The sequence below is a fragment of the Photobacterium galatheae genome (genome assembly GCF_000695255.1).
Lineage (GTDB): Bacteria > Pseudomonadota > Gammaproteobacteria > Enterobacterales > Vibrionaceae > Photobacterium > Photobacterium galatheae.
The window spans coordinates 123252-143532 of the sequence record NZ_JMIB01000006.1; the positions used below are offsets into that span (position 1 = coordinate 123252).

A 20281-nucleotide genomic window follows, 5' to 3' on the forward strand; every position below is an offset into this window, starting at 1 on the left:
AGCGGTACTGGACAAGGCATACAAAGCCAGGGGGATAGGCTTTAACTGCATGTTGCAAACTCCGGTTCTCATCAAAATTAACGGGTGGAAGCTTTTTTCGGATAAAAGCAGCCCCTCCGGCTTCCAACGAAGCTAGACGGGAAAAATTCAAATTCAAATCAGGGAGACGGTGTCTCGGAATGTGCCAGACGAAGCAGGAAGGCGTACTCCCGGGCTTGTTGCTGTTGTGACTGCCGGGCATCCTGACGATGGCCACCAGACAGATCGGTCTGAAGCAAATATGGCCCCGAATTCAGACTGTTCTCACGCACGCGCGTCACCCATCGGGCTGGCTCCCAGTAGGGAACCTGAGTGTCATAAAGCCCGGCGGTCACCAGCATTGGCGGATAAGCCTGAGCTGAAATATTGTCATTCGGGCTGTAACTGGCCATCACCGCGCGTTGCGCCGGATCGCTGGGATCGCCCCACTCCGCATATTCCTGGCGGGTCAGCGGCAGGCTCGGATCAGACATCGTGGCGATCACATCCACAAAAGGCACCTGAAGCACAGCGCCGGCAAACAGTTCAGGCTGTCGGTTCAACGCTCCGGCAACCAGCGTCCCGCCAGCACTGCCGCCAAGGGCAAGGATCGGGCGATTTTTTCCCTGACCGAAGGCTTTCATCACTTCAGCAACGGCCAGAAAATCATCGAAAGAATGGGGTTTCTGAACGCCTTTCCCCTGTGCATACCAGTCCGGTCCAAGGTAGCCACCGCCTCTGACATGAGCAATCGCGTAAATCGCCCCGCGATCCAGCAAACTGATGATTTGCGGCATGAAATAAGGGCGAACCGGGGTGCCGTAAGCGCCATAGCCATAAAGAATCACCGGAGATGTTTGGGTAAGACGGTCTGCACGGTATGCCAGTGTGACCGGGACAGAAACGCCATTGTGGCGAACCTGAATTTGTTCCGTCCGGTAATTGGCTGGTTCAAGATTCGGATAACGGTCTTCTGCCACAACCTTGAGGGTCTGCTGCTTCAGATCGAAAGCTTGCCACTGTGGCGGTTGTGTCATCGACATCCTTCGGATCATCACCGACTGACCATAACGGTTCGTATTGCCCGACAGCCAGGCGACGCCGCCGGCAGGAGTGATCACGGTATCCTTCAGCACTGTGCCCTGATAGTTCAGCACCACCAGACGGCTGAGATGCTGCGCGGTCACTTCCAGTACAATGTGCTCCGGAAACAACAGCCAGTTCTTGATGTGCTGCATCTGATCCGGTTTCCAGATCGGCTGCCATGCCATCTGACGCGCCATATCTGTCTGATCGAATGATGTCTGGTACAGCGCAAAGTCGCCGTTCAGGTTGCTGGACAGGAATAAGCGGCCATGACGAACGTCGGCATAATATTCAATGCCGGCCTCACGCGGGCGGATCAGGGTCAGCCGTCTTCCACTGTTGCTGTCTATCAGCAGTTGCTCGCTGGTGTTGTGATTATTTGACTGAATGATCAGATATTGATCAGCTGTTGCAGCGTACACAGAAACCAGCCAGGCCGGATTGTCCTCACTGAAGACTTTTTCTTGTTTCGCCGTTGTCTGAGACCAGCGTATCACCTGAAACGGTCGGTAAGTCCCGGATTCATTCTCTACAAAGTACAGACTTTGACTGTCCTGACTCCAGGCCAGATCCGTGGAAACCGTTTCAGACAGCCTCGCCTTGACCTGACCATTGTTCAGATCAATCACGGTCAGACTGTAATTCCGGTCCCCGCGACGATCTTCAGTGATCGCCAGTGTGCGATGATCCGGACTAACCTGCCAGCTTCCAAGGTGGTAGTAATCTGAATCCTGGCTGCGTTTGCTCAAATCAGCAACTGTCGTGACCAAACCGCTCTGCGCTTCCTGCCGTAACAACTGCCCGTGACTGAACCGGTAATTGTACTGCCCGGCAAGATGCCATGGCCGCTCGGCAATATCGGCCTGTCGGGATTGCCATTCTGTCAGTAAGGCTTGCTCCAGCGGCAACTGTGGTGCCAGCGTGTGTGCTGTTTGCTGATTTTCAGCACGCAGAAAATCCAGCACCCGTGCTGATTGCCGCGAATCATCACGCAGCCATTCATCCGAAGTCTGCTGACTCAGCGCTGAAGTCGGTGTGACAGAATCAGTAAGATCAACCGCACATGCAGGCAGAGCCAAAAATAGACTCACCACGCCCTGCATCAACATACCTATCGAGAAACCATTCATTCCCAAACGACAACCTATTTACAACTCAATCAGAAGTAGCATTTTTCTGCACACTAAACAGGGCGCACATCATGCCGACAACCAGTAATGAGATCAATTATCAGTTTCATTTATATTTACAAAATAAGTATGTAAGGTGATCTAGATCACGTTATATAGGTAGGGACGAACAAGGCAGCATAAAAAACAACCAGAAAATCACACTCAGACAGCATATCCGGATCCTCATTAAATAAAACAACATGAGAAATCGCTGCTCACGAAACAAATCAACCGAATCATTCCCCACCCCACTTCGGTTAATTTGGTCAATAAAGTTCAAAATACGGACAATCAGAACAAAAAAAGGAATGTTGCACTTTTTTTTCTAAAAAACCGTTGACGATAACGAGGAAAACCTTTTTAATGCGCCTCGTTGCCTCGATAGCTCAGTCGGTAGAGCAGAGGATTGAAAATCCTCGTGTCGGTGGTTCGATTCCGCCTCGAGGCACCATGATTTGATTTATGGTGTTCTGGTAACGTCATAAGAAAGAACAATTCCCCCTTAGTTCAGTCGGTAGAACGGCGGACTGTTAATCCGTATGTCGCTGGTTCAAGTCCAGCAGGGGGAGCCAATTTAGTACATTGTTACGACAGTGTATGGCCTCCAATCTGGTGAGCACGTTGTGCTCAATGTCGCTGGCCTGGCCGGCCGCGTTAAGTCCAGCAGGGGGAGCCAAATTCGTTTTTAAGAATAACTTAAGAACAAAAAAAGCCGACTTAGCTCAGTAGGTAGAGCAACTGACTTGTAATCAGTAGGTCACCAGTTCGATTCCGGTAGTCGGCACCATCTTTTAAACCTCGCGTCCGCGAGGTTTTTTTTACCCATATTCCTTTGGCGAATTTTTCACGATATTCAGCCCAATTTTTTACTGACGGTATTCTTATTAATCGATTTCAGGTCAGTATTATGATAAATAATCTTGTCTCTGATACGGCAATTCTCACCAGCCCAACCCCACTGTCGCAGCATGACAATAACCGGGCATGCCGTCTATCGCCGGCCTGAAAAGCGAATGTACAGAAAAAGGTAATGACAAACGTAAAACTCCCCACCGAGTGTTTAACACCAGGCCTTTATATCAAATTGCCGCTTCAATGGACGGAGCATCCCTTCATGCTGAATCATTTTAAGATTAAGGATGAACATCAAATCCGTCTGATCCGTAACCTGGGCCTCAAATTTGTTTTCCACTATCCGGATAAGAGTGATAACCCACCCTTGTCACCAGAAGCTGTCACCCGCGCAGCATCAGAAATCTCTGAACAGGAAGCCCGGTTTATCAATAAACATACCGACAGGTTATGGCGGGAAAAACAACGGCGGATTGAGCATCTGAAAAACTACAAACGCAGCCTCCAGCAATGCGAGAAAAGTTTTCAGCGTTCCCTGTCCAAATTACGCTCCATTTCCCAGAAGATTAAAAGCCGCCCGGTCACTGCTTTTCAGGACGCCAAAGAGCTGGTGAATGATATGGTCGATGCATTGCTGGATAACGATAATCTGGCCCTGCACCTCATGAGTGACGCGCAAGAATCTGAAGATATTTACTATCACTCCATGAACGTTGCCGTTCTGTCGATGCTGCTGGCCAAATCAAACGGGATGCCGGCAAGCGATATCAAAACCATCACCTTGGGTGCCTTATTCCACGATATCGGCAAGCAGAAAATTCCTACCCATATCCTTCGGAAAATTACGCCCCTGACTGAGCCAGAAGCAAATTTTCTCAAATTGCACCCCAAATACAGCCTGGAATTAGCACAATTAAGTGAGCACTTTCCGGATGCTGCAAAACCGATTCTCAGCCAGCATCATGAGCTGATTGATGGCAGCGGTTATCCGATGGGACTCAAAGGCAACCAGATCAACCGCTTTGCCCAGCTGGTGGCAGTCGTCAACGCATACGACAATCTGTGTCATCCGCTGGATCCCAGCAAAGCCAGAATTCCGTACAGTGCGCTGTCCTACCTGTTCAAGCACAAAAAAGGTCAGTACAGCGAAGAATATATCGCGCTGCTGGTTCGGATGATGGGTGTCTACCCGCCGGGTAGTGTCGTACTCCTGTCGAATCAGCAGGTCGGCATGGTCATTTCCGTGAATGCCAAACGCCTGCTCTACCCCAACATTCTGTTGTACGAGCCCAGCGTCCCTTCCAATGAAGCACCCATTCTGGATTTAGAAGAGAGTGAACTAACGATAGAACGGGCCATTTTGCCAAACAAACTGCCCGAGCCAATTCGTCAGTATCTCAACCCTCGGACCCGGATTTCCTATTACTTTGATCCAGAAAAGTAGCTCAAAACACGAAACAGCTGGCAGGCTCCCCTACCAGCTGAACATCTCTTTCAGCCAACCTTCCGGTTTGCTTTCGCGGCACTGCGTTGCCAGCTGCCCCGATGGGTCCCAGACCGGCAGGGATTGATCGCCCCGGCAGTCCAGCCCCAGCGTTCCGTCTGACAGCCGGTGATATTTCAGCGTACTCAGTTTCTGTGGCCAGCTGAGCCGTAACCGCTCCGGCTGACGCCGCTCCAGATAGCCACTGTACAAACGCAGCGCCCCGCTGGCACCCGTCAATTTGACGGGTTTGTTGTCATCCCGGCCCATCCAGACCGTGACCACTTCCCGGCCATCTGCACCAACAAACCAGCTGTCCCGGGTATCATCTGTGGTACCGGTTTTCCCCGCCAGCGTGGCCCAGCCATAACGCGATTGCAAATAACGCCCCGTTCCCTGACTGACCACCTGCTTCATCATATAAGTTGTCAGCCAGGCGGCCTGTTCCGGCACGACCTGACGGCCAGATGGAATATGGCGGTACAGCATCTTCCCTTGCCTGTCGACGACGGAGCGCAATGCCGTCTGCTCTGCACGCCGTCCGCCACTGGTCAGGCTCTGATACATCTGGCTGACTTCAAACGGTGTCAGGGTGAAAGACCCGAGCAGAATCGACGGCAAGCGCGGCACTTTGTCTTTCGCAACGCCCAACTCTGTCAACGTGGTGATCACATTGTCCAGGCCAACCTGCAAACCCAGATTCACGGTCGGCACATTGAGCGAGCGCGACAACGCATAGTAAAGCGGCACCTTGCCGCGAAACTGCCGATCATAGTTCTGCGGCCGCCATTCACTCCCCTGATTCCCTTTCAGCAAAATCGGCTTGTCATCCAGTGTGGATGCCAGGGTGTATTTCTCAGGCTGACGCAGCGCACTCAGATAAACCGCAGGTTTGACCAGCGAACCAATCTGACGACGACCTTCCAGCGCCCGGTTAAACCCGGCGTAGCCCGGGCGGCTGCCGCCAATCATGGCCCGGATTTCGCCGGTATGACGATCCACTGCCACCATGGCCGTTTCAATCTCCCCACCCACTTTTTTCTCTAAGGCAGGGATCCATTGCGCCACCGCCCGTTCTGCTTCCTGCTGCGACACCGGATCCAGTGTACTGAAAATCCGCAGCCCCACGCCCGGCGTAAAGCGATTGCCCACTTTTTCCGTCAATTCACGTTGTAGCAGCTGGAAATAAGCTGGCTGACGACTGGCAATCACCGCCTGCTTCTGCACATCCAGTTTGCGGGTCGCCGCCTGTTCGTATTCCGGACCGGTAAGAATGCCCTGATCCAGCATCAGCCGCAGCACCAGATCCCGTCGCTCCCGGGCACGCTCAGTATGACGCCAGGGGTTGTAATAAGACGGCCCTTTGACCATCCCCACCAGCATCGCCAACTGATCAATCCGCAGCTCCTGCAGAGGTCTGCCAAAATACAGACGTGCGCCAAGACCAAAACCATGAATCTCACGGCCACTGCTCTGGCCAAGATAAACTTCGTTGAGATAAGCTTCGAGGATCCGATCCTTGCTGTAGCGATAGTCAATGATGACGGCGATGTAAGCTTCCTGAATTTTCCGCCACAGAGAACGTTCACGGGTCAGAAAGATGTTCTTCGCCAGCTGCTGCGTCAGCGTACTGCCACCCTGCACGGTTCGTCCGGCTTTCAGGTTGACCACGGCTGCACGCAATATCGCCAGCGGCGAAACACCACTGTGATGGTAAAAATCCCGGTCTTCAGTCGCCAGCAGGGCATCAATCAGCACTTCCGGGAACTCTTTTCGCGGCGTGAAAATTCGCTGCTCGCCTTCTTTGGTGCCCAGCATGCCCAGCATCTTGGGTTCAATGCGTAAATAGCCCAGCGACTTCTCCCGACCCAAATCGAACACCTTACTCAGCCCACTGTCATCGAAGGTGAGCATGACATGGCGCTGGCTTTCATAACCGTCTTCAAATTCAAATGGACGGCGGATCAGCTCAATCCGGGTGGAAGATGCTGAATACTCCCCCGCCCGCTGCGGCGTGCGGACTTTATGATATTGCAGCGCATCCAGTTCCCGGCGTACTTCGCTCAGCGTGATTGCCTGCCCCGGCTGCAGATCCAGCACCCGGCCATAAACCACCGCTGGCAGGTCCCACAACTGGCCGTCAAATTTATCCCGCACCAGGGTATCGAGATAAATCCCCATCACAAACACAACCGCCAGAATCGCCAGTCCCAGCTTCAGTGCGGAGAAAAACATCCAGCGCCCGAATCGGGACCAGCGTCTGCCGGAGGCTTTTTTCTTGCCCGATTGCTTCGCAGATGTCTTCGTTGATGTCTTTGCTGACTGACTGCCCGCCGAAGACTTTTTCGTTCCGCGTTTCGCCGGCGCACTTTTTATGCCGGCGGGTTTCCGGCGGCTCGGTTTTTTCTCACTGGGCTGTTTCGGCGCTGCCTGACGGCGCTTAGGCTCTTGGGTCATCATGATATCTTTGTGTTCAGAATCTCGGCACTGTCCAGCGCTTACAGATACTTCTTGGTTTTTCGGGTTGGCGCATGGCTGGCAGGATCATCCGGCCAGACATGTTTCGGGTAGCGCCCCTTCATTTCTTTCTGCACGTCTTTGTAGGCACCCTGCCAGAATGCGGCCAGATCCGAGGTGATCTGTAACGGTCGCTGTGCTGGCGATAATAACTCCAGCACCACTGCAATTTTGCCGTTGGCAATCACAGGTGAAGCCTGCTCACCAAACATTTCCTGCATCCGGACTGCCAGCACTGGTGCCTGTCCCGTCTGATATCGGATTGGATAGCGAGAGCCGGTTGGCACCTCATAATGTGTTGGCAATGCACTGTCCAGCATCTTCGTCTTGTCCCAGCCCAGATACGCTTCCAGTGCCGCCGACAGATCCAGATTCACAAGCGCTTTCATGGTACGGATGCCGGTCATAAAGGGCAGCAGCCAGTCTTCCAGAGATGCCAGCAGACTGGCATCATCCATCGCAGGCAACGCCAGTTCAGGCAGCCATGTTTCGGCACAACAGGCCCGGATTCGCAAGCTTTCACTGCGGGCCTGCCACGGCAGGACACTCAGCCCCTGACGACGGATCGCATTGAGCAGGGCTTCACTGGCCCGGGCCGGATCAGGCTCCGCCATCGGTGTCCGCTGAATCACCAGCTTGCCACAACAACATTGCTTTTCTGCGACCAGCCGCCCTTTTTTATCATCCCAGTCCAGCCATTCCCGCTCGTGGAACAAGGGTGGCAAATCTTCCCGTAATTGTTCGATATCTGCGGCCACAGCCGTGAACACCTGGCTATCGCCCTGACGGGTTTTAACAACATCCGCCACCACCAGCGCCGATTCCGTCGCCAGCAGTTGCTCATGATCCACACTGACACCCTGGCCATTCGCCAGTTGAAAACGGCCTTCCTGCCCGCGGGACAGCGCAATCCGGTCGGGAAAACCGGCTGCCATCAGCGTCGCCAGCCAGCGTCGGTCTGTACGCCAGCCCGGTGCAGCATCCTGTCCATTCCGGAGGGTTGCCAGATGCTGTCTGGCCCGCTGTCGGTATAACTGACTGCGGGGCAGTTGATCCGATTCCAGTAAATGCAGCTGATATGCCAGATCCGGATTACGGATACCACGTGCCGGTTCTTCCAGCAGTGCCACCAGCAACGCGGCCGTCGTCTGTGCCGATGCCGGCAGTGTCCGGGCGTGCGCCAGCATCGCAGCCAGTCGGGGTTCCGTCCCTGATTGCTGAATCAGTTGACCTTTTGCGGTCAGTTGTCCCCGTTCGTCCAGTGCGCCCAATGCCTGCAATAATGCTTTGGCCTGCTGTAGGGCAGCTTCGGCCGGCGTATCCAGCCAGCGTAATTCGTCAGCACTGGCGCATCCCCACTGAGCCAGTTCCAGTGCCAGGCGACTCAGATCAGCCCGCAGGATCTCAGGTTGCGGGACTGCGGGCTGACGGGTCAGCATCTCTTCACTGTACAAGCGAAGGCAAATCCCGGGCTCCAGACGTCCGGCCCGCCCGGCTCGCTGTTCGGCCGACGAACGGGCAATTCGCACCAGCGCCAGACGACTGATCCCGGTTTTCGGATCCCACTGTGACACCCGTTCCCAGCCAGTATCAACCACCAGCCGGATCCCTTCGATCGTCAGACTGGTTTCGGCAATATTGGTCGCCAGCACCACCTTGCGTTTCCCTTTCGGGGCCGGCTGAATCGCCTGCTGCTGGGCCTTTGCATCCAGTTGTCCATATAATGGCGCCATGATGGCATCGGATCCCGCCGCCGCTTCAAGCCATTCAGCCAGACGGCGGATTTCACCGGCACCGGGCAGAAAGACCAGCATGGACCCCGACTCTTCTGACAATAACTTCAGTATCTGCTTGCCGGTCCAGTCCGTCGCAACACCAGGGTTTTGCTGAGCCGCAGTCCCCTGACTCTGATAACGATAATCCACCGGAAAACTGCGTCCCTCTGAAGCCAGAAAGCCGGCATCCGGCAACAGGGTCTGCAAGGCTTCATGATCTAAAGTCGCCGACATCACCAACAGCTTTAAGTCATCCCGCAGTGCTTCCTGCACTTCCAGCGCCAGTGCCAGCGACGTATCAGCATGTAGGCTTCGTTCATGAAATTCGTCGAAAATCAGTAAATCGATACCGGATAGTTCTGGATCCTGCTGTAACATCCGGGTCATCACCCCTTCCGTGACAATCTCCAGCCGGGTCGCAGCACTGACTTTGGTTTCCCCGCGCATCCGCAGGCCAATGGTTTGCCCGATGGTCTCTCCCAACTGAGCAGCCAGATAAGCCGCAATGTTTCGTGCCGCCAGCCGACGAGGTTCCAGCATCACAATTTTGCCGGCAATGGCACGGTTCTCCAGCAAAAAGATCGGTAAACGGGTCGATTTACCCGCTCCGGGCGGCGCTTTAAGAATTAATTGCTCATGGCGCTGCAACGCGGCATGCAAATCTGGCAGAACGGCTTCAATCGGGAGCTGTGACAATGTGGGACCCTTGTGTCATCTTCTAAGGAGGAACATTTTCTGTATGGGACGATCCTATCGTTCGGGATGATTGTACTCAACCAGGAATCACGGTGCTATCCGAGAGACAGGAGTTCACGATGACCACGCTATCCGATCGAGCAGACCAAAACTCAACCGACGTCAGTCAGCGCATGTTCTTTGCCCTGCCGCTCAACGAACCGCCTGCCGCCAACCAGACACCCTTTCAGCGACTCTGCCAGCTAAAAGAAAGTTTTCCCGGTAAAGGACGTACCGTTCCCGACGCCAACCTGCACCTCACCCTGGCTTTTCTGGGGCAAGTCACAACGCAGCAACGCGATCAGTTGCTTGCTCTGGTCGATCCGCTGGAGATCCCCGCTTTTGCCATCCTGTTCAATCACCTCGGATACTGGAAGCGCAGCAAGGTGCTCTGGCTGGGCAGTGAAGAAACACCCGATGCACTGCTGATGCTGACACAGCAGCTCAGCCAGTGCGCCCAAGCGGTCGGGTTACCGCAGGAAGACAGAACCTACAGGCCGCACATTACATTGCGACGAAATGTGTGGCATCGCCCTGCCCAGCAAGAGGCACAGGACACGTTTCATTTTCACTTTCAACGCTTCGGACTGTATATTTCTGATCCGAGCCGGTCGGGTGTGAACTATCGACTGGCCCGAGAATGGTCACTCATCTCTGAAGAAAATGCCCCACAGGACAGGACATGATTTATCCCTCACCGTTGCAGCCCGCGACACTGATTCGACGCTATAAGCGCTTTCTGGCCGATGTCACGCTGCCAGACGGCACAGAAACCACGATGCATTGTGCCAATACCGGGGCCATGACCGGCTGTGCCGAACCAGGGGCCACCATCTGGTATTCCACCTCCGACAATCCAAAGCGAAAATATGCCCATAGCTGGGAGCTGACCGAGACGCAGGCCGGCGACTGGATTTGTATTAATACCGCTCGCGCCAACCAGATTGTGGTAGAAGCGCTCAAAAATGACCACATTCCTGAATTATCGGGCTATGCTTCATTGCGCACGGAAGTGAAGTATGGTACTGAAAACAGCCGGGTAGATATTGTTCTGGATGATCCTTCTCTGCCTTCCTGCTTTATCGAAGTGAAAAGTGTCACCCTGCTGGAAAACGACGGCCGAGGTTATTTCCCGGATGCTGTCACCACCAGAGGACAAAAGCACTTACGAGAACTGGCGGAAGTTGCGGCGAACGGCCAACGGGCAGTTTTATTTTTTGCTGTGCTGCATTCAGGGATTGAAAATGTCGCTGCGGCGCACCATATAGACCCGGTCTATGAGACATTGCTAAAACAAGCAGAAAAAGCGGGTGTTGAAGTCTTCTGCTACCGAGCAGACATCAGCCCCACGGCGCTGACGTTAAACCAGCGGGTAGAATTTGCACAGTAAAAAGGAAAAATGATGCTTTCTTCACAATGGTATAAAATTGAAGAGATGCAGCAATTGCCACGTTATATCCTTTCTGCTATAGATACCCGCCAAAATTAACCAGTGACGGTTATTCGGTATATGTTAGGAGATGCTATATGCCAGAGAGCAAAGTTAAAAAATCGCTAGGCATCCTGGCTATTGCTGGGGTTGATCCATATCAGGAAAAAGCCGGCGAAGAATATATGGGTGAGGCGCAGCTTGCGCACTTCCGTAAGATTCTGGAAGCCTGGCGCAACCAACTACGTGAAGAGGTTGACCGTACCGTAAACCACATGCAGGACGAAGCGGCTAACTTCCCAGATCCAGTTGACCGCGCAGCACAGGAAGAAGAATTCAGCCTGGAACTGCGTAACCGCGATCGTGAGCGTAAACTGATCAAAAAAATTGAAAAGACGCTGCAACGTATCGAAGATGATGATTTTGGTTTCTGTGATTCATGCGGTGTGGAAATTGGTATCCGCCGCCTGGAAGCCCGTCCGACTGCCGACCTTTGTATCGACTGTAAGACACTGGCAGAAATCAAAGAAAAACAAATGGCTGGCTAAGCTGCCCTTTGTAACCCTAATCAGACAAAAGGGAGCGCTCGCTCCCTTTTTTATTTTCATTTGCTGATACCGACCGCTATGACAACTCAGTCTTCTTATACTGGCCGCTTCGCACCATCGCCGTCCGGCCCGCTGCACTTTGGTTCGCTGGTTGCAGCGCTTGGCAGTTACTTGCAGGCCCGTGCCCGACAGGGACGCTGGCTGGTCAGAATGGAAGATTTGGATCCGCCGCGAGAAATGCCGGGCGCGGCCGACGATATTCTCCGCACACTGGAAGCCTTTGGTCTGGAATGGGATGGCGATGTGATTTATCAAAGTCATCGCCATTCCCTGTATCAGGCACAAATCGACCAGTGGCTGGATCAGGGCGATGCCTACTATTGCCGCTGCAGCCGAAAAGCGATTAAAGATGCAGGTGGTTTTTACCCCGGCACTTGCCGGACAGCAGACCATACCGCCACCGACAGCGCCGTCAGGCTGAAGGTCAATGAAGCCGTGACCGGTTTTCACGATCTGTTGCATGGCTGGATCGACATTCCTGAGCAACTGGCACAGGAAGACTTTATTATCCGCCGTCGTGACGGTCTGTATGCCTATAACCTGGCAGTCGTTTTAGATGACATTGCGCAGGGGATCACCGAAGTCGTCCGAGGGGCAGATCTGATTGAGCCAACCGGGCGCCAGATTGGCCTGTACCGTCAGCTAGGCAGGCCCGAAGTCAGCTATCTGCATCTGCCGCTGGCCGTGACTGAGAACGGCAATAAGCTGTCAAAGCAGAACCATGCGCCTGCCATCGATAAACGCCGACCCGGGCCGCTGTTGTGTCAGGCTATGGTCTTTCTGGGGATGTCGCCTCCGCCAGAATTAACGTCTGCCACCCCCCGGGAAATCCTCTGTTGGGGGATCGCACACTGGGATGTCACGAACCTGCCGCCAACAACAGCGATCACGCTGAACCTAGCATCTTGAGGCAGGTTGGGTATATGATATGCGGCTGTTCAGTCCGGCCAATGTGAAATAACGAGGTGTGTTATCTTTAGTCGAGTCGCCAGCTTTTGCCGTAAAGTATTGACCCGAGAGCAAAATGCTTCGGGTAACAAGGAGCCAAGCTTGCAAGTTTATCAACGCCAGGAGCATGGTATTTCCCGCAAAGACATCAGCGAAAATGCGCTGAAGGTACTCTATCGCCTCAATAAAGCCGGTTTCGATGCTTATTTAGTCGGCGGTGGTGTGCGGGATCTGCTGCTGGACCAAAAACCCAAAGATTTTGATATTGCGACCAACGCAACGCCGGAAGAAATTAAAGCGCTGTTCCGAAACTGTCGCCTGATTGGCCGCCGTTTCCGTCTGGCCCATATCCTGTTCGGTCGTGACGTCATTGAAGTTGCCACGTTCCGTGGTCACCATGATGCCGGTTCAGTCAAAGCCCCAACCGGGAAACAGGTTGTTTCATCCCGGAACCATGAAGGCATGCTGCTGCGTGATAATGTCTACGGCACCATCGATGAAGATGCCGAGCGCCGGGATTTCTCGATTAACGCCCTGTATTACAGCATTAAAGATTTCACGGTCACGGATTATGCCAACGGTGTACAGGACCTGCAAAAGCGCCTGGTACGACTGATTGGTGATCCGGAAACCCGCTACCGTGAAGATCCGGTTCGCATGCTGCGGGCCGTGCGCTTTGCCGTCAAACTGGACATGCAGATTGAAACGGCAACCGCAGCGCCAATTCAGGCATTATCAACACTGCTGCAGGACATTCCGCCAGCACGCCTGTTTGAAGAAAGCCTGAAGCTACTGCAATCCGGACAGGGGCTGGACACTTACAAGATGCTGCGTGAATACAACCTGTTCCAGCAGCTGTTCCCGATTCTGACCGAACACTTTACTGAAGATCACAGCAGCCAGACTGAGCGGATGATCGAACACATTCTGGCCGCGACGGATGAGCGCATCGCGGAAGGAAAACGGGTCAACCCGGCCTTCATGTTTGCGGCCATGCTGTGGTATCCGGTGGTCACTCGTGCTGAAGAAATCTCCAGTACCGGCGGCCTGAATGATTATGACGCCTTCATGATTGCGGCAAATGACATTCTGGATGAACAAGTCAAAACGATTGCTGTGCCGCGTCGTCTGACAACCACAGTGCGCGATATCTGGCAACTGCAACACCGTTTCGATCGCCGATTTGGCAAACGTGCCTTTGCCATGCTGGAAAATCCCAAATTCCGTGCGGCCTTTGATTTTCTGGAAATGCGTGGCCAGTTCGAAGGGGAAAACATCGCTGAACTGGCAACCTGGTGGTACAAATTCCAGTTTGCAGAGCGCAATGAACGCAATCAAATGATTCAGGAACTCGCCGGTGGAAACGGGCAAAAACGACGCCGTCGTCGTCCAGCCCGCCGGAAGAAACCTCAGGCGAAATCAGCGTCATGATCCGCGCATATATCGCCATTGGCAGCAATCTGAATGATCCGGTCAGCCAGGCCCGTCAAGCGATGACAGCTCTGCGCCAGTCGCCGGACATTCAGGTTGTCGCAGAATCCTCGCTGTACAGCAGTTCCCCCATGGGACCGCAGGATCAGCCGGATTACATCAATGCCGTGGTTGCCATCAATACAACGCTGGCACCACTGGCCCTGCTCGATCTGACCCAACAGATTGAACAGGAACATGGCAGGGTCCGTAAAGCTGAGCGCTGGGGCCCGCGCACTCTGGATTTGGATATCCTGCTCTATGGCGACTTGCAACACCACTGCGAGCGTCTGACAATTCCGCACTATGGCATGAAAGTCCGGGAATTCGTTTTGTATCCACTGGCTGAGATTGCCCCTGAACTCGTCCTGCCTGATGGCACTGTTCTGAATGAACTGTTATCCGGTGTGGACCGTAATGGCCTGTGCGTGTGGCAATCCTGACACACCCGGGATAAGGGAGAAAATAATGAAGAAAATTACAATTAACGACCTGATGAAATGGAAGCAGGAAGGTCGTAAGTTTGCCTCACTCACCGCATATGATGCGAGTTTTGCCCAACTGTTCGAGCAACAGGAAGTCCCGGTGCTTCTGGTTGGTGACTCTCTGGGAATGGTCCTGCAAGGCCGAACCGACACGTTGCCGGTTACGATTGATGACATGGCTTATCACACCCGCAGTGTACGTACAGGCAGCCCGAATGCGCTGCTACTGGCCGATCTGCCGTTCATGACTTATGGTACACCGGAGCAAGCCTGCGAGAATGCCGCGAAGCTGATGCGTGCCGGGGCCAACATGGTGAAACTCGAAGGCGGTGCCTGGCTGGCTGAAACCGTCCGCACACTGACGGAACGCGCCGTACCCGTCTGTGCCCATTTGGGTCTGACGCCTCAGTCCGTCAATATTTTCGGGGGCTACAAAATCCAGGGGCGGGATCAGGCTCGTGCCGATGAAATGCTGGCCGATGCCCTTGCTCTGCAAAATGCCGGTGCCCAGATTGTGGTACTGGAATGTGTGCCGGCTTCGCTGGCAAAACGAATCACAGAAGCGCTGGATATCCCAGTGATTGGTATTGGTGCCGGGAACGTCACCGACGGCCAGATCCTGGTGATGCATGATATGCTGGGCATCTCTGCCAACTATATGCCACGCTTTTCTAAAAATTATCTGGCTCAGACCGGGGATATCCGCAAAGCGGTTTCTCTATACCTGTCTGAAGTGGAAGCGGGAACCTTCCCGGCTTCTGAGCATACCTTTGAGTAAGGAAAACCCAACATGCAGACTTTTGCTGAGATTACTCCTGTTCGTGAACAGATTCGGGTCTGGCGCCGTGAAGGCCGCCGGATTGCCTTCGTTCCGACCATGGGGAATCTGCATCAGGGGCACCTGACTCTGGTTCGCAAGGCTCGCGAACAAGCTGACATTGTGGTGGTCAGCATCTTTGTCAATCCAATGCAGTTTGACAAATCCGATGACCTGAACAACTACCCACGGACACTGGACGACGATCTGGCCAAGCTCAATAGCGAAGGCGTGGAACTGGTGTTCACCCCAACGCCGGACATCATCTATCCCAACGGGATGGATCGCCAGACCTTCGTCGAAGTCCCGGGTCTGTCACATATGCTGGAAGGCGCACTGCGTCCAAGTCATTTCCGTGGCGTCTCTACGATTGTGACCAAGCTGTTCAATATTGTGCAACCGGATGTGGCCTGTTTCGGCGAGAAAGACTTCCAGCAGCTGGCATTAATCCGCCAGATGGTGGCCGATCTGGCGATGCCGATCGATATCATCGGTGTCCCGACCGTCCGTGAAATGGATGGTCTGGCGATGAGTTCCCGGAATGGTTATCTGACCGTGGATGAACGCCAGCGTGCACCGGTGCTGGCCAAAACCATGCGTTGGATCAGCAGTCAGATCCGTGGCGGTCGCCGTGACTTTGATGAAGTGGTGCTGGATGCCAACGATCAGCTGCGTGCTGCCGGTCTGGAACCGGATGAAATTTACATCCGTGACGCTCGCACCTTACAAGTGGTGGGTGACGAAACCAGCCAGGCCGTGATTCTGATGTCTGCATTTCTGGGCAAAGCCCGTCTGATCGATAATCAGGTGATTGAACTGGGCACCCCGGCTTCAGAATCTGAATCTTCCTGAACAGACTGCTCTGCCTGACAGAAAAAAGCCCTGACTGAAATTGTCAGGGCTTTTTTGATGGTTCCCGGCACACGGAATGCTCTCAGGACCGCAAACCAATGCCTTTCGCAATCAGGTAGTGTGCAATGCTGTATAACACCACCACAAACGCCATCAACACACTGAATGCCATCCCGATCCCCACATCCGAAACGCCCAGAAAACCATAACGGAACGCATTCACCATATAGACAATCGGGTTCAGCTTAGACACCCACTGCCAGACCTCAGGCAGCAGACTTAAGGAATAAAACACCCCGCCCAGATAAGTCAGCGGTGTCAGAACAAAGGTCGGAATAATACTGATGTCGTCAAAAGTTCGTGCATAAATCGCATTAATCAGTCCCCCCAGTGAAAACACCACAGACGTCATGATGACCGTTGCCACAATCACGCCAAAATGCGCAATCTTCAGGTCGACAAACAGCAGAGAGACAGCCGTCACAATCACGCCAACTCCCAGCCCACGCAGGACACCCCCACCAATGTATCCGGCAATAATGACGAAATTGGGCACCGGTGCGACCAGCAGTTCCTCAATATTGTGCTGAAACTTGGCACTGAAGAATGAAGACGCCACATTGGAATATGAATTGGTGATCACCGACATCATGATCAGTCCAGGGACAATGTATTCCATGTAAGTAAAACCGCCCATCTCACCAATCCGGCTCCCAATCAGACTGCCGAAAATGATGAAATAGAGCGTCATGGTGATCGCCGGTGGCACCAGTGTCTGAACCCAAATCCGGGCAAACCGGTTGACCTCTTTACTAATCAGGCTCTTAAACGCAATCCAGTACTGATATCTCATGCAGACGGCGCTCCTTTACTTTGGGCCACTAAGGTCACGAATAACTCCTCAAGTCGGTTGGCTTTGTTCCGCATTGACAGCACATCAATGCCCTGCGCAGACAACTGGCTGAAGACTGCATTCAGGCCCGTCCCCTTGTGAATATCAATTTCCAGCGTGTGATTGTCCGGCATTTTCCAGGAAATACCGGCCAGTTCCGGTTTGCTGCCATTTAAGGCTACATCCAGGATAAAGGTTTCCACCTCAAGCTTAGCCAGCAGCGATTTCATACTGGTGTGCTCAATCAGCTCACCATGATTGATAATCCCGATATTCCGGCACAGCATCTCAGCTTCTTCCAGATAGTGCGTCGTCAGGATGATGGTGACGCCCTGACGGTTAATTTCCCGCAGAAATGTCCACATGGAGCGACGCAGTTCAATATCGACCCCGGCGGTAGGCTCATCCAGGATCAACAGCTTCGGTTCATGCATCAGCGCCCGGGCAATCATCAGACGCCGTTTCATCCCGCCAGAGAGGTTGCGGGCACGCTCGTTGCGTTTTCCCCACAGATCCAGCTTGGTTAAATATTTTTCCGCCCGTTCTTTCGCCAGTGCACGGGGGACCCCGTAAAAGCCGGCCTGATTCAGCACAATCTGTTCAACGGTCTCGAACTGATTGAAGTTAAATTCCTGCGGAACCAGACCCAACTGGTTCTTGGCTTCCACCAGATGGGTGTCGATATCATATCCGAACACCTTGACCTGCCCGGATGTCTTATTGACCAGCGAACTGATCACCCCAATCGTGGTGGACTTCCCGGCACCATTCGGGCCAAGCAAGGCAAAGAAGTCTCCTTCTTCTACCGTCAGGCTCATTTCTTTTAGGGCCTGCACCCCAGGATAAACTTTATTTAAGTGAGTAATTTCTAATGCATTCATACAATACGCTTGAGATTTGTTATCAATCGTTAAATTATCAACTAATCGGATTTGCAAGTCGCCTTGCAAGTGTATAGTAATGACCTGTTTATCTTTGAATCTGTCAAAAGTATACAGAGCAAAGATAAACAGCCCAATGTAGCAAACTAAGGTGTTGTCATGGCAGAAATTAAACAGTTATTCGCCAATAACTTTTCCTGGTCGGAAAAAATCAAATCCGAAGATCCCGAATTTTTCTCACATCTGGCTAAAGCACAGCACCCAGAGTACCTGTGGATTGGTTGCTCAGACAGCCGAGTCCCCGCCGAGCGGCTGACCGGTCTGGATTCAGGTGAGTTATTCGTCCATCGAAATGTCGCCAATCAGGTGATTCATACCGATCTCAACTGTCTCTCCGTGGTTCAGTATGCCGTGGATGTACTCAAGGTGAAACACATCATTATTTGCGGCCACTATGGTTGTGGTGGTGTCGCCGCGTCCATTGACAACCCGCAACTGGGTCTGATCAATAACTGGTTACTGCACATTCGGGATTTGTACCTGAAGCACCGCAGCGATCTGGGTCAGCTGCCTCGTGAAGAATGGGCCGATAAGCTGTGTGAAATCAACGTGGCGTCACAGGTGTACAACCTGGGGAACTCTACCATCATGCAGCAAGCATGGGAACGGGGTCAGAAAGTGAAGATTCACGGCTGGGTCTACGGTATCGGCGACGGCAAACTCAGTGATCTGGGCGTAACGGCTACCAGTAGAGAGACGCTGGAAGTGTCTTTTCAGGATGCAATGGCCAGTATCCTGCCTGGTACACTCAAATGACGAACACTGATATCGCCCTGAAACAAAAAGCGACCCGATAATAAAGGGTCGCTTTTTGTGAGGTCACACCAGACTGAAGAGCGGCTGATTAGTCTTCCTGGGGTACCACTTTGCCGATAAACGGCAGGTGGCGGTACTTCTGAGCGTAATCAATGCCGACACCGACCACAAATTCATCCGGAATTTCGAAACCAATCCACTCGGCATCAACAGCAACTTCACGGCGCTCAGGCTTATCAAGCAGCGTACAGATGCGAATCGAATTTGGATTACGCAGCGCCAGAATCTCACGCACTTTATTCAGCGTATTACCTGTATCGATAATATCTTCGACCAGCAGAACATCTTTACCTTCAATTTCGTCATCCAAATCTTTCAGGATCCGGACATCTCGGCTGCTTTCCATGGCATTGCCGTAGCTGGAAGCGGTCATAAAATCGACTTCGTGCGGAAGCTCAATCGCACGGGCCAGATCGGCCATAAAGATAAAGGAACCACGCAGCAACCCAACCATGACGAGGTTTTCTGAGCCTTGGTAGTAGGCGGTAATTTGCTCTCCCAGCTCTTTGATCCTTGCCTGAACATCCTGCTCAGAAATCATGACTTCAATGGTATGCTTCATTTACTTCTCCATATGCGCATTTGGCATGCGCCAGGGTTCTCTGTGATAACTAAAAGACTATTCTATCATCGTTAATCAAGAAAAGTTATCCATCCATTCTTCGAGCCATGCTGCACCCCTGAACAAATCAGGATTGAACCAATTCACAGGCTGAGGTAGAGTTATTAAGCAAAGTGCATATTAAAATGATTGGCTAGGGAATTTGTAGCATGGACACCATAGTTAAGAAAACGAGGACACGTCTCTCACCCGAGAAACGTAAACAACAACTTCTCAAGTGTGCGCTGGAAGTATTTGCCCGCAGGGGAATTGGTCGTGCCGGACATGCCGACATTGCTGACATGGCTAATGTTTCCGTGGCGACTGTATTCAATTACTTTCCAACCCGTGAAGCACTCGTTGAGCAAGTTCTTTATCAGGTTGAACGTAAGTTCAACGAATTATTAAACCTATGTCTGGGAGAAGAACACGACACCATCCACGGTCACCTAAGCTGTATTACAGGTTATCTGATTGATGCTGTTATCGAGCAGCAAGACTGGCTCAAAGTGTGGTTCGAATGGAGCACGTCAGTCCGTACAGAAACATGGCCCCAGTTCCTGGATGCAAACCAACCTAACCTGAAACAGGTCACTAATATTTTTGAACTGGGTAAACAAAACGGCCAGCTGAGTACAGATATCGCATCTTACGATCTGACCTGGTTACTGCATGGTCTCTGTTACGTACTGTACCTTCGCGCCAACATTGAACCCAACAAAGACAGCATGCAGGCACAGGCCGATGCTTACATCAGCCTAATGTTCCCGTAAGCAGACCCATC

General features: G+C 52.8%; 17 protein-coding genes and 3 tRNA genes. 14 read left to right on the forward strand and 6 right to left on the reverse strand.

The window, feature by feature from the left end:
- Positions 1–158: 158 nt before the first annotated feature.
- A complete protein-coding gene (locus tag EA58_RS04535) occupies positions 159–2195 on the reverse strand; it encodes a prolyl oligopeptidase family serine peptidase (RefSeq protein ID WP_161781016.1) in 2037 nt (678 codons plus the stop codon).
- A 456-nt stretch (positions 2196–2651) separates the two neighbouring features.
- Between EA58_RS04535 and EA58_RS04540 the strand changes: the two genes are divergently transcribed.
- The 4 genes from EA58_RS04540 (at position 2652) to EA58_RS04555 (ending at position 4572) form a co-directional block, all read left to right on the forward strand.
- Positions 2652–2727, forward strand: a tRNA-Phe gene (locus EA58_RS04540).
- Between the two features lie 45 nt (positions 2728–2772).
- Positions 2773–2848: transfer RNA gene (locus EA58_RS04545), tRNA-Asn, on the forward strand.
- 139 nt (positions 2849–2987) lie between these two features.
- A tRNA-Thr gene (locus EA58_RS04550) sits at positions 2988–3063 on the forward strand.
- Positions 3064–3306: 243 nt separating this feature from the next.
- Positions 3307–4572 carry an HD-GYP domain-containing protein gene (locus EA58_RS04555; RefSeq protein ID WP_036749479.1) on the forward strand — a complete coding sequence of 422 codons (1266 nt, stop codon included), beginning with the start codon at positions 3307–3309 and terminating at the stop codon, positions 4570–4572.
- A 30-nt stretch (positions 4573–4602) separates the two neighbouring features.
- On the opposite strand, the gene mrcB is transcribed toward EA58_RS04555, so the two are convergent.
- Entirely contained in the window at positions 4603–7068 is a 2466-nt protein-coding gene (gene mrcB / locus EA58_RS04560; protein ID WP_081819552.1) for a penicillin-binding protein 1B, read from the reverse strand.
- A 41-nt stretch (positions 7069–7109) separates the two neighbouring features.
- Complete coding sequence (gene hrpB, locus EA58_RS04565) at positions 7110–9599, reverse strand: ATP-dependent helicase HrpB (protein ID WP_036749482.1); 2490 nt, start codon at positions 9597–9599, stop codon at positions 7110–7112.
- A 119-nt stretch (positions 9600–9718) separates the two neighbouring features.
- On the opposite strand from hrpB, the gene thpR reads away from it, so the two are divergent.
- The 8 genes from thpR to panC all read left to right on the forward strand — a co-directional run bounded on the left by thpR (position 9719) and on the right by panC (position 16247).
- Positions 9719–10324 carry an RNA 2',3'-cyclic phosphodiesterase gene (gene thpR / locus EA58_RS04570; protein ID WP_051641898.1) on the forward strand — a complete coding sequence of 202 codons (606 nt, stop codon included), beginning with the start codon at positions 9719–9721 and terminating at the stop codon, positions 10322–10324.
- Complete coding sequence (gene sfsA, locus EA58_RS04575; protein ID WP_036749484.1) at positions 10321–11028, forward strand: DNA/RNA nuclease SfsA; 708 nt, start codon at positions 10321–10323, stop codon at positions 11026–11028. Before thpR ends, sfsA begins: the two co-directional genes overlap by 4 nt.
- Positions 11029–11165: 137 nt before the next feature.
- Entirely contained in the window at positions 11166–11615 is a 450-nt protein-coding gene (dksA, locus tag EA58_RS04580) for an RNA polymerase-binding protein DksA (RefSeq protein ID WP_036749487.1), read from the forward strand.
- 78 nt (positions 11616–11693) lie between these two features.
- A complete protein-coding gene (gene gluQRS / locus EA58_RS04585; RefSeq protein WP_036749490.1) occupies positions 11694–12584 on the forward strand; it encodes a tRNA glutamyl-Q(34) synthetase GluQRS in 891 nt (296 codons plus the stop codon).
- Between the two features lie 99 nt (positions 12585–12683).
- The gene (pcnB, locus tag EA58_RS04590; protein WP_235199556.1) at positions 12684–14054 is read left to right on the forward strand and encodes a polynucleotide adenylyltransferase PcnB; all 1371 of its coding nucleotides are present in this window, start codon (positions 12684–12686) and stop codon (positions 14052–14054) included.
- Positions 14051–14536: a 2-amino-4-hydroxy-6-hydroxymethyldihydropteridine diphosphokinase gene (gene folK, locus EA58_RS04595; protein WP_036749497.1), complete on the forward strand. Its 486-nt coding sequence runs from the start codon at positions 14051–14053 to the stop codon at positions 14534–14536. The genes pcnB and folK overlap by 4 nt, the downstream gene beginning before the upstream one ends.
- Before the next feature lie 25 nt (positions 14537–14561).
- Positions 14562–15356 carry a 3-methyl-2-oxobutanoate hydroxymethyltransferase gene (gene panB, locus EA58_RS04600; protein ID WP_036749501.1) on the forward strand — a complete coding sequence of 265 codons (795 nt, stop codon included), beginning with the start codon at positions 14562–14564 and terminating at the stop codon, positions 15354–15356.
- A 12-nt stretch (positions 15357–15368) separates the two neighbouring features.
- Positions 15369–16247, forward strand: coding sequence for a pantoate--beta-alanine ligase (gene panC, locus EA58_RS04605; RefSeq protein ID WP_036749505.1), 879 nt, complete (start codon positions 15369–15371; stop codon positions 16245–16247).
- 82 nt (positions 16248–16329) lie between these two features.
- On the opposite strand, the gene EA58_RS04610 is transcribed toward panC, so the two are convergent.
- Together EA58_RS04610 and EA58_RS04615 are read right to left on the reverse strand one after the other, a co-directional pair.
- The gene (locus EA58_RS04610) at positions 16330–17100 is read right to left on the reverse strand and encodes an ABC transporter permease (protein ID WP_036749508.1); all 771 of its coding nucleotides are present in this window, start codon (positions 17098–17100) and stop codon (positions 16330–16332) included.
- Positions 17097–18020: an ABC transporter ATP-binding protein gene (locus tag EA58_RS04615; RefSeq protein ID WP_036749510.1), complete on the reverse strand. Its 924-nt coding sequence runs from the start codon at positions 18018–18020 to the stop codon at positions 17097–17099. Before EA58_RS04615 ends, EA58_RS04610 begins: the two co-directional genes overlap by 4 nt.
- Before the next feature lie 159 nt (positions 18021–18179).
- Between EA58_RS04615 and can the strand changes: the two genes are divergently transcribed.
- Complete coding sequence (can, locus tag EA58_RS04620) at positions 18180–18836, forward strand: carbonate dehydratase (RefSeq protein ID WP_036749512.1); 657 nt, start codon at positions 18180–18182, stop codon at positions 18834–18836.
- Between the two features lie 88 nt (positions 18837–18924).
- Here can and hpt read toward each other — a convergent pair whose 3' ends face one another.
- Positions 18925–19458 (reverse strand): hypoxanthine phosphoribosyltransferase, encoded by a 534-nt coding sequence (gene hpt / locus EA58_RS04625; RefSeq protein WP_036749515.1) that lies wholly within the window; start codon positions 19456–19458, stop codon positions 18925–18927.
- A 209-nt stretch (positions 19459–19667) separates the two neighbouring features.
- On the opposite strand from hpt, the gene EA58_RS04630 reads away from it, so the two are divergent.
- Entirely contained in the window at positions 19668–20270 is a 603-nt protein-coding gene (locus EA58_RS04630; protein ID WP_036749519.1) for a TetR/AcrR family transcriptional regulator, read from the forward strand.
- Positions 20271–20281: the final 11 nt, after the last annotated feature.

Bases quoted from the DNA above. Each gene is read 5' to 3' on its own strand.
- EA58_RS04555 (WP_036749479.1), top strand. From the start codon at position 3,307: ATGACAAACGTAAAACTCCCCACCGAGTGTTTAACACCAGGCCTTTAT.
- can (WP_036749512.1), top strand. From the start codon at position 18,180: ATGGCAGAAATTAAACAGTTATTCGCCAATAACTTTTCCTGGTCGGAA.
- hpt (WP_036749515.1), bottom strand. From the start codon at position 19,458: ATGAAGCATACCATTGAAGTCATGATTTCTGAGCAGGATGTTCAGGCA.
- panC (WP_036749505.1), top strand. From the start codon at position 15,369: ATGCAGACTTTTGCTGAGATTACTCCTGTTCGTGAACAGATTCGGGTC.
- gluQRS (WP_036749490.1), top strand. From the start codon at position 11,694: ATGACAACTCAGTCTTCTTATACTGGCCGCTTCGCACCATCGCCGTCC.
- EA58_RS04615 (WP_036749510.1), bottom strand. From the start codon at position 18,020: ATGAATGCATTAGAAATTACTCACTTAAATAAAGTTTATCCTGGGGTG.
- dksA (WP_036749487.1), top strand. From the start codon at position 11,166: ATGCCAGAGAGCAAAGTTAAAAAATCGCTAGGCATCCTGGCTATTGCT.
- sfsA (WP_036749484.1), top strand. From the start codon at position 10,321: ATGATTTATCCCTCACCGTTGCAGCCCGCGACACTGATTCGACGCTAT.
- folK (WP_036749497.1), top strand. From the start codon at position 14,051: ATGATCCGCGCATATATCGCCATTGGCAGCAATCTGAATGATCCGGTC.
- thpR (WP_051641898.1), top strand. From the start codon at position 9,719: ATGACCACGCTATCCGATCGAGCAGACCAAAACTCAACCGACGTCAGT.
- EA58_RS04630 (WP_036749519.1), top strand. From the start codon at position 19,668: ATGGACACCATAGTTAAGAAAACGAGGACACGTCTCTCACCCGAGAAA.
- panB (WP_036749501.1), top strand. From the start codon at position 14,562: ATGAAGAAAATTACAATTAACGACCTGATGAAATGGAAGCAGGAAGGT.
- mrcB (WP_081819552.1), bottom strand. From the start codon at position 7,068: ATGACCCAAGAGCCTAAGCGCCGTCAGGCAGCGCCGAAACAGCCCAGT.
- EA58_RS04610 (WP_036749508.1), bottom strand. From the start codon at position 17,100: ATGAGATATCAGTACTGGATTGCGTTTAAGAGCCTGATTAGTAAAGAG.